The organism is Staphylococcus edaphicus, assembly GCF_002614725.1.
Lineage (GTDB): Bacteria > Bacillota > Bacilli > Staphylococcales > Staphylococcaceae > Staphylococcus > Staphylococcus edaphicus.
Window position 1 is genome coordinate 133,664 of record NZ_MRZN01000002.1, and the last position, 14,222, is coordinate 147,885.

General features: G+C 34.7%; 13 protein-coding genes. 12 read left to right on the forward strand and 1 reads right to left on the reverse strand.

Annotated features, from left to right (window positions below):
- Positions 1–20 precede the first annotated feature (20 nt).
- The 9 genes from BTJ66_RS02200 to BTJ66_RS02240 all read left to right on the forward strand — a co-directional run bounded on the left by BTJ66_RS02200 (position 21) and on the right by BTJ66_RS02240 (position 9,821).
- Positions 21–923, forward strand: coding sequence for an aspartate carbamoyltransferase catalytic subunit (locus BTJ66_RS02200; protein WP_099089358.1), 903 nt, complete (start codon positions 21–23; stop codon positions 921–923).
- Positions 920–2,194 (forward strand): dihydroorotase, encoded by a 1,275-nt coding sequence (locus BTJ66_RS02205; RefSeq protein WP_099089359.1) that lies wholly within the window; start codon positions 920–922, stop codon positions 2,192–2,194. Before BTJ66_RS02200 ends, BTJ66_RS02205 begins: the two co-directional genes overlap by 4 nt.
- Entirely contained in the window at positions 2,194–3,294 is a 1,101-nt protein-coding gene (locus tag BTJ66_RS02210; RefSeq protein ID WP_099089360.1) for a carbamoyl phosphate synthase small subunit, read from the forward strand. The genes BTJ66_RS02205 and BTJ66_RS02210 overlap by 1 nt, the downstream gene beginning before the upstream one ends.
- Positions 3,287–6,460, forward strand: coding sequence for a carbamoyl-phosphate synthase large subunit (carB, locus tag BTJ66_RS02215; protein WP_099089361.1), 3,174 nt, complete (start codon positions 3,287–3,289; stop codon positions 6,458–6,460). Before BTJ66_RS02210 ends, carB begins: the two co-directional genes overlap by 8 nt.
- Positions 6,461–6,516: 56 nt before the next feature.
- Positions 6,517–7,209, forward strand: a complete 693-nt coding sequence (gene pyrF, locus BTJ66_RS02220) for an orotidine-5'-phosphate decarboxylase (protein ID WP_099089362.1) — start codon at positions 6,517–6,519, stop codon at positions 7,207–7,209.
- 1 nt (position 7,210) lies between these two features.
- Positions 7,211–7,822: an orotate phosphoribosyltransferase gene (gene pyrE, locus BTJ66_RS02225; protein ID WP_099089363.1), complete on the forward strand. Its 612-nt coding sequence runs from the start codon at positions 7,211–7,213 to the stop codon at positions 7,820–7,822.
- A 22-nt stretch (positions 7,823–7,844) separates the two neighbouring features.
- On the forward strand, positions 7,845–8,030 hold the full coding sequence (locus BTJ66_RS02230; protein ID WP_099089364.1) for a hypothetical protein: 186 nt from the start codon (positions 7,845–7,847) through the stop codon (positions 8,028–8,030).
- Between the two features lie 440 nt (positions 8,031–8,470).
- Complete coding sequence (locus BTJ66_RS02235; protein WP_099089365.1) at positions 8,471–9,325, forward strand: YitT family protein; 855 nt, start codon at positions 8,471–8,473, stop codon at positions 9,323–9,325.
- Between the two features lie 82 nt (positions 9,326–9,407).
- Entirely contained in the window at positions 9,408–9,821 is a 414-nt protein-coding gene (locus BTJ66_RS02240; protein ID WP_099089366.1) for a VOC family protein, read from the forward strand.
- A 265-nt stretch (positions 9,822–10,086) separates the two neighbouring features.
- Here the strand turns inward: BTJ66_RS02240 and BTJ66_RS02245 are convergent, their stop codons facing one another.
- Positions 10,087–11,784, reverse strand: a complete 1,698-nt coding sequence (locus tag BTJ66_RS02245; protein WP_099089367.1) for an Rqc2 family fibronectin-binding protein — start codon at positions 11,782–11,784, stop codon at positions 10,087–10,089.
- 159 nt (positions 11,785–11,943) lie between these two features.
- Here BTJ66_RS02245 and gmk point away from each other — a divergent pair, with 159 nt between their 5' ends.
- From gmk to coaBC, 3 genes are all read left to right on the forward strand, one after another.
- Entirely contained in the window at positions 11,944–12,567 is a 624-nt protein-coding gene (gene gmk, locus BTJ66_RS02250; RefSeq protein ID WP_099089368.1) for a guanylate kinase, read from the forward strand.
- The gene (gene rpoZ / locus BTJ66_RS02255) at positions 12,567–12,779 is read left to right on the forward strand and encodes a DNA-directed RNA polymerase subunit omega (protein ID WP_099089369.1); all 213 of its coding nucleotides are present in this window, start codon (positions 12,567–12,569) and stop codon (positions 12,777–12,779) included. Before gmk ends, rpoZ begins: the two co-directional genes overlap by 1 nt.
- 234 nt (positions 12,780–13,013) lie before the next feature.
- Positions 13,014–14,222, forward strand: a complete 1,209-nt coding sequence (gene coaBC, locus BTJ66_RS02260; protein WP_099089370.1) for a bifunctional phosphopantothenoylcysteine decarboxylase/phosphopantothenate--cysteine ligase CoaBC — start codon at positions 13,014–13,016, stop codon at positions 14,220–14,222.

The window sequence follows — 14,222 nt, forward strand, 5'->3', positions numbered from 1 at the left end:
TAATGAGGGAGCTGAATGAAATGGATAATTTATTATCAATGGAATATTTAAATACGACTGAAATTTACAAATTAATACAACGTGCGAGTGCTTTTAAAAATGGTGATGTGACGCCTTGTAGTTTCGATGATAAATTCGTTGCTAATTTATTCTTTGAGAATTCCACACGTACAAAAAGTAGTTTTTTAGTTGCTGAACAGAAACTAGGGCTCAAGTTGATTGATTTTGAAACGAGCACATCGTCAGTTCAAAAAGGCGAATCGTTATATGACACTTGTAAAACGCTTGAACAGATTGGGGCTGATGTGTTGGTCATCCGACATTCACAAACAACTTATTATGATGATTTAGAAAATTTAAACATACCAATAATTAATGCTGGTGATGGTAGTGGGCAACATCCGACACAAAGTCTATTAGATATCATGACAATCTATGAAGAATATAAGTCTTTTGATGGATTGAACATACTTATTTGTGGAGATGTTAAAAACTCACGTGTAGCGAAAAGTAATTACCAAAGTTTAACAGCTTTGGGTGCTAATGTAATGTTCTCTAGTCCAGACGAATGGAAAGATGAAACATTAGAAGCACCATATGTAGACATTGATAAAGTGATAGATCATATCGATATTGTCATGTTGTTAAGAGTTCAACATGAAAGACATGATGATAGTGAAGTTTCTGACTTTGAAGTTAGTCAATACCATGAGCACTTTGGTTTAACGCAATCACGCTATGATTTATTAAAAGATCATGCGATTATTATGCATCCCGCACCAGTTAATCGTGATGTGGAAATTAAAGGTTCATTAGTAGAAGCACCGAAGTCACGTATTTTTAAGCAAATGGAAAATGGTATGTATATGCGTATGGCAGTGATAGATCATATTTTACAAAGGGAAGGGGCAACAGCAAAATGAAATTATTAACAAATGCAAAAATCTTAAAAAATGGTGAATTAACGAGGGTATCAATTTTAATTGAGGGACAACATATTAAAAAAATTGCGCCACAAATCGATATTACAGCAGAGACTGAAGTCATTGATGTTAAAGGACAATTTGTTGCACCAGGTTTAGTGGATGTCCATGTGCATTTACGTGAACCAGGCGGCGAACACAAAGAAACAATTGAAACAGGTACACAAGCCGCAGCAAGAGGTGGATTTACTACTGTCTGTCCAATGCCAAATACGAAACCTGTGCCGGATTCAGAAGAAAATCTTAATCGCTTAAATCAATTGATTGAAGAGAACGCGCAAGTTAGAGTGCTACCTTATGCAGCTATAACAGTTAGACAGGCAGGTAAAGCACACGTAGATTTTGAAACTCTAGCTAATAATGGGGCATTTGCATTTACTGATGATGGCGTAGGTGTGCAAGAAGCTAGCATGATGTATGAAGCTATGCAAGCAGCTGCAAAAGTAAATAAAGCGGTAGTCGCACATTGTGAAGATAATAGTTTGATATATGGCGGTGCTATGCATGAAGGTAAACGTAGTGAAGCATTAGGTATACCAGGTATTCCAAATATATGTGAAGCGGTACAAATTGCGAGAGATGTATTATTAGCAGAAGCAGCAGGTGCACATTACCATGTGTGCCATGTTTCTACAAAGGAAAGTGTAAGGACAATTAGAGATGCTAAAAAAGCAGGCATCCATGTAACTGCAGAAGTGACACCCCATCATCTATTACTTACAGAAGATGATGTGCCGGGTGATGATGCTATTTATAAGATGAATCCACCATTAAGAAGTAAAGAAGACAGAGATGCATTATTGGAAGGACTATTAGATGGAACAATTGATTGTATCGCAACTGACCACGCCCCTCATGCGGCTGAAGAGAAAGATCAACCAATGACGAAAGCACCCTTTGGTATTGTTGGCAGTGAAACAGCATTTCCATTGCTTTATACTCATTTTGTAAAAAATGGAGAATGGACATTACAACAATTAGTAGATTACTTAACTATTAAACCTGCTCAAACATTTGATTTACCTTATGGAAGACTAGAAGAGGGTAGTTTAGCAGATTTAACAGTCATTAATTTAGAAAATGAAAGCGAAATTAAAGCAGAAGATTTTGCATCTAAAGGTACGAATACGCCATTTATAGGATATAAAGTATACGGTACGCCAGTATTAACCTTGGTTGAAGGCGAAGTTAAATTTGAGGAGGAAAAATAATGTTGAAAAAACGTTATCTTGTATTAGAAGATGGTTCGTATTATGAAGGTTATCCTATTGGGTCAGATAATTTAACAATCGGTGAAATTGTATTTAATACAGCAATGACTGGTTACCAAGAAACAATCTCAGATCCATCTTATACGGGTCAAATTATTACATTTACTTATCCTTTAATTGGTAATTATGGTATAAACAGAGATGATTTCGAAGCACTTGTTCCAACGTTGAATGGTGTTGTTGTGAAAGAAGCTAGTCATCAACCAAGTAATTTTAGAAAGCAAAAAACATTTCATGAAGTATTAGTAGAATATGATATACCAGGTATTTCAGGTGTAGATACACGCAGTATCACGCGTAAAATTAGGAATCATGGGGTGTTGAAAGCTGCTTTTACAGATGAGAAAAGCAATATTGATACGGTGATTGCCAACTTGAAAGCAGTTGACTTACCACGTAACGAAGTTACAACTGTATCAACAAAAACACCTTATGTGTCTACGGGTTATGGACTTAGCGTGGTATTAGTAGATTTTGGGAAAAAGCAAAATATAGTTAGAGAATTAAATGCGCGTGGTTGTAATGTGACAGTAGTACCTTACGATACTTCAGCAGAAGCGATTATTAGGATGTCACCAGATGGTGTCATGTTATCAAATGGTCCAGGTGACCCAGATGAAGTACAGGTTGCTGTTGAAATGATCAAAGGTATTTTAGGTCATATTCCATTCTTTGGCATATGTTTAGGTCATCAACTATTTGCTTTATCACAGGGTGCGAGTTCATTTAAAATGAAGTTTGGTCATAGAGGTGCCAATCACCCAGTTAAAGACTTAAATACTGGGAAGATAGCACTAACCAGCCAAAATCATGGTTATGCTATCGATAAAGACTCATTAAAAAATACTGACTTAGAAATTACTCATATTGCAATCAATGATGACACGGTAGAAGGATTAAGACATAAGACGCTACCAGCATTTTCAGTACAATATCACCCAGAAGCATGTCCAGGACCATCAGATTCCAATTACTTATTCGATGAGTTTATAGATATGATTAATGATTATAAAACAAAGGAGCTTACAAATAATGCCTAAACGTCAAGATATAGAAACCATTTTAGTCATAGGATCAGGACCAATTATTATCGGTCAAGCTGCAGAGTTTGATTATGCCGGAACTCAAGCTTGTCTTGCGTTAAAAGAAGAAGGTTATCGTGTTATCTTAGTAAATTCCAATCCAGCAACAATTATGACGGATACTGAAATTGCAGATAAAGTTTATATCGAACCTTTAACACATGATTTTATAGCACGTATTATACGTAAAGAACAACCAGATGCGTTATTACCTACGCTCGGTGGACAAACTGGCTTAAATATGGCGATACAGTTGCATGATAGTGGCGAACTAGAAGCAAATAATGTACAACTCCTAGGAACTAAATTGGAATCGATTCAACAAGCAGAAGATAGAGAATTATTTAGAACGCTTATGAATGACTTAGGTGTACCAGTTCCAGAAAGTGATATCGTTAATACTGTTGAACAAGCCTTTGATTTTAAAAATGAAGTAGGTTATCCACTTATTGTTAGACCTGCATTTACGATGGGGGGAACAGGTGGAGGCATTTGTTACAATGATGAAGAATTCAAAGAAATTGTTACTAATGGTTTACACTATAGTCCTGCTACACAGTGTCTAATTGAAAAGTCAATTGCAGGTTTCAAAGAAATAGAATATGAAGTGATGCGCGATAAAAATGATAATGCTATTGTCGTTTGTAATATGGAAAATATTGACCCTGTGGGTATACATACAGGTGATTCAATCGTTGTTGCACCGAGCCAAACCTTATCTGATGTAGAATATCAAATGTTGCGTGACGTATCATTGAAGGTTATTCGAGCGCTAGGTATTGAAGGCGGATGTAATGTGCAATTGGCACTAGACCCTCATTCAATGGATTATTATATTATTGAAGTTAACCCGCGTGTTTCAAGATCATCTGCGTTAGCGTCTAAAGCAACAGGATATCCGATTGCTAAATTAGCAGCTAAAATAGCTATCGGTTTAACATTAGATGAAATGTTAAATCCAATAACAGAAACCTCATATGCTGCATTTGAACCAACGTTAGATTATGTCATATCTAAAATACCTAGATTTCCATTTGATAAATTTGAAAAAGGCGAACGTGTCTTAGGTACTCAAATGAAAGCGACTGGTGAAGTGATGGCGATTGGTCGAACGTATGAAGAGTCATTACTAAAAGCAATCCGTTCACTTGAATATGGCGTACATCACCTAGGTTTGCCAAATGGCGAAACATTTGATTTAGATTATATTAAAGAACGTATAAACGACCAAGATGATGAACGTTTATTCTTTATAGGGGAAGCAATACGTAGAGGCACGACACTAGAAGAGATTCATGAAATGACAAAAATCGATTACTTCTTCTTAAATAAATTTCAACACATTATTAATATAGAGCATGATTTAAAAGCCAATAAGGGTGATATTGATTATCTTAAGTTTGCAAAAAATTATGGCTTTAGCGATAGAGTAATTGCACATCGTTTTGATATGACTGAAAAAGAAGTTTATGCATTAAGGCAGCAGAATGGCATTACACCTGTATATAAAATGGTTGATACATGTGCTGCTGAATTCGAATCAGCTACACCTTATTATTACGGAACATATGAATTTGAAAATGAATCTATTGTAACTGACAAAGAGAAAATTTTAGTATTAGGTTCTGGACCTATTAGAATAGGCCAAGGTGTTGAATTTGACTATGCTACTGTACATGCAGTTTGGGCAATTCAACAGGCTGGTTATGAAGCTATCATTGTTAACAATAATCCCGAGACAGTTTCAACTGACTTTTCTATTTCAGATAAGTTATACTTTGAGCCACTTACTGAAGAAGATGTTATGAACATCATTGATTTGGAACAACCTAAAGGCGTGGTTGTACAATTCGGAGGTCAAACGGCAATTAACTTAGCCGATAAACTAGCCAAGCATGATGTGAAAATATTAGGTACATCATTAGAAGATTTAAATAGAGCAGAAGATCGTAAAGAATTTGAAGCATTATTACACACGATTGATGTACCACAACCAAAAGGTAAAACAGCAACGTCACCACAAGAAGCATTAGAAAATGCAAGAAATATAGGTTATCCAGTTGTCGTCAGACCATCTTATGTATTGGGCGGTCGTGCTATGGAGATAGTTAATAGTGATGCTGAATTAGAAGATTATATGAATCAGGCAGTTAAAGCGAGCCCAGATCACCCGGTGCTAGTTGATAGATATTTAACTGGTAAAGAGATTGAAGTTGACGCAATTTCAGATGGTGAAACAGTGATTATACCTGGAATTATGGAACATATTGAAAGAGCTGGTGTTCACTCGGGTGATTCAATTGCAGTTTATCCACCACAAACCTTAACACAAGAAGAAATGACTACTTTAGAAGACTTTACAATTCGTTTAGCAAAAGGGTTAGATATTGTTGGATTAATCAATATCCAATTTGTCATCGCACATGATGGTGTTTATGTATTAGAAGTGAATCCGCGTTCAAGTCGTACGGTACCATTTTTAAGTAAGATTACAAATATACAAATGGCACAGCTAGCCATGCGCGCAATAATTGGAGAAAGATTACTCGATTTAGGTTATCAACCTGGTATTCAAGCATATAGCGAAGGGGTATTTGTTAAAGCACCCGTATTTAGCTTTAATAAATTGAAAAATGTTGACATCACGTTAGGACCTGAAATGAAGTCAACAGGTGAAGTTATGGGTAAAGATGCGACAATGGAAAAGGCACTTTATAAAGGATTAACAGCAAGTGGTATGGAAGTTAAAGATCATGGAACTGTCTTGATGACAGTAAGTGATAAAGATAAAGAAGAAATTGTCTCTATTGCGCATCGTTTAAATGAAGTTGGATATAAAATCCTAGCTACACAGGGGACGGCTCAAAAATTAGCTGAGAACAATATTCCTTCAGAAGTCGTTGGAAAAATCGGTGGTGAAAATGATTTACTAACGCGTATTCAAAATGGAGAAGTACAAATTGTTGTGAATACAATGACGAAAGGTAAAGAATTTGAACGAGACGGCTTCCAAATTAGACGTGCATCTGTAGAAAATGGTGTGCCATGTTTAACATCATTAGATACGGTAGTCGCATTAACTCGTGTAATTGAAAGCATGACATTCACTATGAAAAACATGTAGTACCAACTTGGCTCGAGTCAAAAAATGAAATCTAAAATGTTAGGATGTAGCACAAGATGAAAAATTTGCCGATTATTGCTTTGGATTTTGATTCTACAGAAGCTGTAGAGACCTTTTTAGATCAATTTAATGAACCATTATTTGTGAAAATAGGAATGGAGCTTTTTTATCAAACGGGCCCTCAACTGATTGCTTCGATAAAGGATAGAGGCCATGATATTTTTCTTGATTTGAAGTTGCATGACATTCCTAATACAGTCGGAAAAGCAATGGAAGGATTAAGTAAATTAAATGTCGACTTAGTCAATGTACATGCGGCTGGTGGTACAGAAATGATGAAACAGGCATTAAACGGATTGAGAAAACATAATCCAAATATTAAATTGATTGCCGTTACGCAATTGACATCAACTACAGAAATGATGTTGAATGAGGAGCAGAATATTCAAACATCTATTGAGGAAGCAGTTTTAAACTATGCAACTTTAGCTCAGTCATCGGGCTTAGATGGAATAGTTTGTTCGCCATTAGAAGCAGAATTAGTGAAAAATGAATTAGGCAATGCTTTTTTAAAAGTAACACCAGGCATCAGGCCGAGAGATTCTAGTACAGATGATCAAAAACGCGTAACGACACCAGAAGATGCTAAAAAGTTAGGTTCGACACATATAGTTGTCGGTAGACCAATCACTAAAAGTGAAGACCCAGTAGCAAGTTATCATAAAATCAAAGAAAGTTGGTTAAGTTAATATGACGAAAGCTATCGCAAAATCATTATTAGAAATTGAAGCAGTATCACTTTCACCGAATGATCCATTTACATGGAGTTCTGGGATTAAATCACCTATTTATTGTGATAATCGTGTAACACTTGGATATCCGAACATACGTCAACATATTAGAGATGGACTTTGTAAATTAATTGAAACGCATTTCTCAGAGGTAGAAATCGTATCAGGCACCGCTACGGCTGGTATACCACACGCCGCATATGTATCAGAAAAACTGGCGTTACCAATGAACTATGTTCGTTCGAAAAGTAAAAGCCATGGTAAACAAAATCAAATTGAAGGCGCTATAAGCAAAGGGAAGAAAGTAGTCGTAATTGAAGATTTGATTTCAACAGGTGGATCCTCGATTACTGCAGTTGAAGCTTTAAGAGAAGCTGGGGCAGATGTAATTGGTGTCGTAGCTATCTTTACTTATGGTCTTAAAAAAGCAGACGAACAGTTTCAACAAGCACAAATACCATTTTATACGCTGAGTAATTATAATGAATTAATTGAAGTTGCAAAAGAGAATGGTGAAATTTCAGATGTAGATATTAGGTCTTTAGTTGATTGGAGAGACAACTTGTCATAATATACTAAGTGGAGGGGATATTATGGCAAAAGACCCGAAAGATGCTTATAAGCATTTTGCACATTTGAACAAATTTTTAAATAAAGACGAAAATTATAGAAATCAAAACACTTCAGATATTGATAACGACATGTTAAAGCATAAATCAGACGAAAATATTTATAAAAAATCCAAATCGGCAATTAAACAAAAAGGCCATATTAAATAATATGGCACAAAAGTGAACGATTTATATTAGAATACAGGTTAAGTCGTAAGAGGCCGGGGCATTTTATAATGTCCCGGCCTCTATAAGTTAATACACATGCATTATTAACGAATCATTATTTTAATAATGATATACCCAACGAGTAATACGAGGGCTGCGATAAGTAAAGGAATAATATAATAGAACATGATATGACCTCCAATAGATTTAGTTACATTTTAACTGTCTAAGTAAAAAACGCAAAGGAAAACCCCATTAAATATAGTATAACAGTAAATAGTTAAATAAATGTGATATGCTTATTTTATTAAAATAAAAAAATAATAAAAGTATCGAGTAATTTTATACTAAGACATAAATATCTATATGCTTATCTTTTTAAAATTAAAGTGGAATGTTAAGATTTAAAAGTTTTGATACTTTTGACGAGGAGGACTTGTATGAAAACGATACAACAATTATTTAAAAATCATACAAAAAATATTATCATTTGTCTGGTTGGTTCTTTTATAAGTGCTATTGCAGTCAATTGTTTTATATTAGGTTCAAATTTAGGTGATGGTGGTACAGTAGGTATGTCATTAGCCCTTAAATATGCTTTTGGCTGGTCGCCAGCACTTACATCTTTAATTATTAATACGCTTGTTATTGTAATTGGATGGAAATTTTTAAGCACGAGAACAGCTATTTATACGCTGATTGCTAATACTTCAATTTCAATCTTCTTAGATTTGACCGAGCATTGGCAAACGGGTGTGCACAATTTTGTTATTAATGCGACGTTTGGTGGTGTCCTTGTTGGTGTTGGTATTGGTTTAGTCATTGCTTCAGGTGGAGTCATAGGGGGTACGTCAGTTATTGCTAAAATGCTTAATAAGTATTTTGATATTAAAACAGCACAAGGCATATTTGTATTAGATGGTTTAGTCGTACTTTCATTTTTATTCGTATTACCACTAACTAATGTTCTATTTACAATTATAATGATTTTTATCACTGAGCGTGCAACATCATTTATTATTGAAGGTTTCAATCCGAAAAAAGCAGTTACAGTGATATCGAGTAAGAATGAAACGATTAGTGATAAAATCAATAGTTTTACAGGTAGAGGTTCCACTATTTTAAACGGTAAAGGCGGTTATGGTAAGCATGAGACGAGCATGTTATATGTTGTTGTGCCACAAGCACAAGTAACGAGAGTTAAAAAGTTAGTGAATGAAGAAGACGAAAATGCCTTTTTAGTAATTCATGATGTCCGTGACGTACTCGGTAGTGGTTTTATTAATTTATCGTAGCGCATAATATAAAGTGAATAAATTCGATTTTTGATGGTATATCCTTTATTCTAAAATGTATAAAGATTTAGGAGGTAGAACAATGGCAATACCCAAAATAACAACTTTTCTAATGTTTAATGGCAATGCTGAAGAAGCAATTAATTTATATGTAGATACCTTTGAAGATGCTGAAATACTAGCATTGGTAAGGTATAGTGAAAGCGATGAAGAACCAACTGGTGCCGTTCAACATGCTATCTTTAGATTAAAAGATCAAGTGTTTATGGCAATTGATAATATGAATGGTGTAGATATTGAAATGAACCCCGCTATGTCGTTATATGTGACTGTGGATACGTCAATTGAAATGGAGCGTCTATTTAGTAAACTTAAAAGTGGTGGAGCTATTCTTATGCCGAAAACAGAAATGCCACCTTTTAGGGAATTTGCATGGATTCAGGATAAGTTTGGCGTTAATTTTCAATTAGCACTTCCAGAGCAGCGTAATAATTAAATACAAGCGGGAAAATTGAATTTTTCAAATTAGATTAAAGCATTTCTCTCATACATACCAACTAAGGTGTGAGACAGAAACCGAAAGTATATAAAATAGTTTTTGTCGGTCTGTGCTTATAAGGTAGACTAGAGTTGAAATAAGCTTGATTTAAAGTTACTGATAAATCAGTTAGCTATTGGTAAGATAATAAAACCAGAGGCTAAGACAATTTAAATTGTCTCAGCCTCTGGTTTTATTATGGGGTTTAATGATTATACAGTAATTACTTTACTTTCATTTTTTGAATATGATCGTAATCTGGGGTTGCGTATAGTGTTTTTTGGTTATCATAGGTTACAAAACCTGGCTTGGCACCGGAAGGTTTATGCACGTGTTTAATTTCAGTGAAATCTACTGGAATTTGAGCAGAATTACCTGCTTTTGAGAAATAACCAGATAACATAGCTGCTTCTCTAATGGTTTCTTCACTTGGCTCATCACTCAGTATGACGACATGAGAACCAGGGATATCTTGTGTATGGAACCAAAGTTGATGCTTCTTAGCTAATTTATTAGTTAGATAATCATTTTGTTTATTATTTTTACCAACCATTATTGTGTCCCCATCTGAGGATCGATATTCTTGTAACTGTAATGTCTGCTTTTTCTTCTTCTTACTTTGCTTACGTTGCTTCATATAACCTTGTTCAGCTAATTCATCTCGAATATCATTAATGTCATCGACTGATATATGTGCCAGTTGTTGTTCAATGCTTTCAAAGTAATTAATATTCTCTTTGGTTAAACTGATTTGATGATGTAATTCATGTTCTCTTGTTTTTAATTTATTATATTTTTTATAATAATTTTGAGCATTTACTGCAGGTGCTTTTGTTGGATTGAGTGGAATTGTTACGTCTTCACCAGTGTAATAGTTTAATGCAGTAAGTGTTTTGTCGCCTTGTTTAATACGATAAATATTAGCAGTGATGAGTTCACCATATAGTTGTTGAAGTTCTTTTTCTTTTGTGCCTTCTTGTTCATCTAATAATTTATTTAATTTATTTTGATATTTATGCAATTGTTGTTGCACAAATTTAACTAAATCATTAGCACGTTGTTTTACACGCTCTCTTTCTCCACGTGCATCATAATAACGGTCTAATAAATCATGTAAAGAATCATATTCTATCATATCATCATAAAATTGATTTAATTTCATAAAGTAGAAATCTTCTTTACCGGTCTCATGATTTTTGTGAAAAACAGGTGTAGGTTCAGCGTTAATTTCATTGATAACTTCATCAAAAGCTTCGGGTAAGGTATCGGTCGTCATGAATTGTTTGCGGTTGACAATTTCAGTTGTAATTAATGGACTGAAGCCTTCGAAATGGTCGAGTAGTTGACGTGCAATCTTACCACTATTGAAGTCAATATATTGTAATACATTGTTACCTATGATTTCAAAGGGATTTATTTTATTTTGTGTCGGTGGTGTTTCATATTGAAATCCAGGCATTACTGTACGATATTGGTTTGTATTTGGTGTTAAATGTTTAAACCCTTCAAGGATTTTGCGTTGTTCATCGACTAATATCAAGTTACTGTGTTTACCCATAATTTCTAAAATAATTGTTCGATAAATTGTATCTCCAATTTCGTCCTTACTTTGCACATCAATTTCTACACGTCTATCATTCCCGATTTGTCTTAGTGCTTTAACGATACCACCTTCTATATGCTTACGAAAAACGCGTGCAAACATGGGCGGATCAAATGGATTATCATATTTTTTATTTGTTAAATGCATTCTTGCAAAGCTAGGATGGATAGAAAGTAGAAGCTGATGATTTTTTCGGTTTTGTCGTATAACGACAAGAAGTGTGTCATTTTCTGGTTGATTTATTTTGTGGATTCTTCCTCCTACAAGAAACTGTAGTGATTCCACCATTTTTCTAGTAAATAAACCGTCATAAGCCATTACTATCAGCCACCTTATTTTTAGTCATTCATTATATTGTAACATGCCATTAAGAAATGGTCATGACCAAAGTTTGTACTGTAGGACGCTATACAACTAAATGAAAATTGTGGTATCATAGTTTAATAATAGAAGAATAGTTTAGAGAGGTAGTAAGTCATGGATAATGAAAAAGGTTTATTGATTGTACTATCTGGGCCTTCTGGTGTTGGGAAAGGTACAGTTAGAAAAAAAATATTTGATGACCCGTCCACATCTTATAAATATTCTATTTCGATGACGACACGCGATAAGCGTCAAGGCGAAGTCGATGGTGTTGATTATTTCTTCAAAGCAAAATCAGAGTTTGAAGAATTAATAAAACAAGATCAATTTATAGAGTATGCTGAGTACGTTGGAAATTATTATGGGACACCTGTGCAATACGTTAAAGACACAATGGATCAAGGACACGATGTATTTTTAGAAATTGAAGTAGAAGGTGCAAAACAGGTGCGTAAAAAGTTCCCAGATGCACTATTTATTTTTCTTGCGCCACCAAGTTTAGATCACTTACGTGAACGCTTGGTAGGTCGTGGTACAGAATCCAGTGAAAAAATTCAAAGTCGAGTGTATGAAGCACGCAAAGAAGTGGAAATGATGAATTTATATGATTATGTTGTGGTAAATGATGAAGTTGAGCTAGCTAAACAACGTATTCAATCCATTGTAGAAGCGGAACATTTGAAGAGAGAACGTATAGAAGCAAAATATAGAAAAATGATACTGGAGGCAAAAAAATAATGTTACAACCACCATTAAACCAATTAACAGCAAAAATTAATTCAAAATATTTGATTGCAACTACTGCTGCAAAGCGTGCGCGTGAAATAGATGAGAAACCTGAAAGTGCATTATTAACTAAATATATTTCAGAAAAACCTGTAGGTAAAGCTTTAGAAGAAATTGCAGACGGTGAAGTTTTCCCAGACGAACTATTCTTAAAATCGTATTAATTAAGTAACATCAATCTTGAAGTTCCCATAGCCATCATTGCGTTATGAAACGAATATCTTTCAAGTGCACACCATGCAGCGGCAAGGTGTGCTTTTTTTATTTAGTGCTGTATTTGTGTATAATGATGAGTAAATCACAGGATTAATTAAATCATGTTTAAGCATTTTGATTTTCATTTAAAAGGGACATAAGCAGAGTTATATCTAATTTAATCGAAGGAGAATCACTATAAAATGAAACGAATATTACTTGCTGTTACTGGTGGCATAGCTGCATATAAAGCAATTGATTTAACAAGTAAATTGACTCAAGCTGGTTATGATGTCAGAGTCATGCTAACGGACCATGCACAAGAATTTGTAACACCACTTGCATTCCAAGCAATAGGAAGAAATCCGGTTTATACAAATACATTTATAGAACAAAATCCTCAAGAAATTCAGCATGTTGCACTTGGTGACTGGGCAGATGCCATTATCGTAGCGCCGGCAACTGCAAACACAATTGCTAAATTAGCAAACGGTATTGCAGATGATATGGTGACTTCTACATTATTGGCTACAGAAACGCCAAAATTTATTGCGCCAGCAATGAACGTGCATATGTATGAAAATAAGAGAACACAATCTAATTTAGCAACTTTAAGTGGTGATGGTTACTACTTCTTAGAGCCTGGGGAGGGATTTTTAGCATGTGGCTATGTAGCAAAAGGCCGTATGGAAGAACCTATACAAATCGTAGAACGATTGAAGCAATATTTTAATGATTTAGAACAAAATCCAGTACCGGCATCGAGTCGTTTTAATGGTAAACATGCGTTAGTCACTGCAGGTCCAACAGTAGAAGAGTTAGATCCTGTACGCTATTTGTCTAATCGGTCTTCTGGGAAGATTGGTTATGCACTAGCTGAATCTTTAGCCAAACGAGGCGCTGAAGTAACCTTAGTTTCAGGTCCTACACATTTAGATTCGCCGAAACATGTTGATGTGGTACAAGTTCAAAGTGCAGATGAAATGTTTGAAGCAGTAAAACATCGCTTTTCTGAACAAGATATTGTGTTTAAAGCAGCAGCTGTTTCTGATTACGCTCCAGTAGAAATGTTAGAACACAAATTGAAAAAGCAAGAAGGCACTTTATCTGTTACATTTAAACGTACACCTGATATTTTGAAATATCTAGGCGAACATAAAACATCACAATATTTAGTTGGGTTTGCAGCAGAAACACAAAATGTTGAAGCTTATGCACAAAAGAAATTGAATAATAAAAATGCAGATGTAATTATTGCAAACAATGTTGGCGATCGTACAATTGGTTTTAGTTCAGACGACAATGATTATACGATGTATTATAAAAATGGAGATGCTATGCCATTAGGTAAACATAAAAAAGTTGAGTTAGCGGAGCATATACTGAATAGTTTAGAAACAAGGTGGCAATAA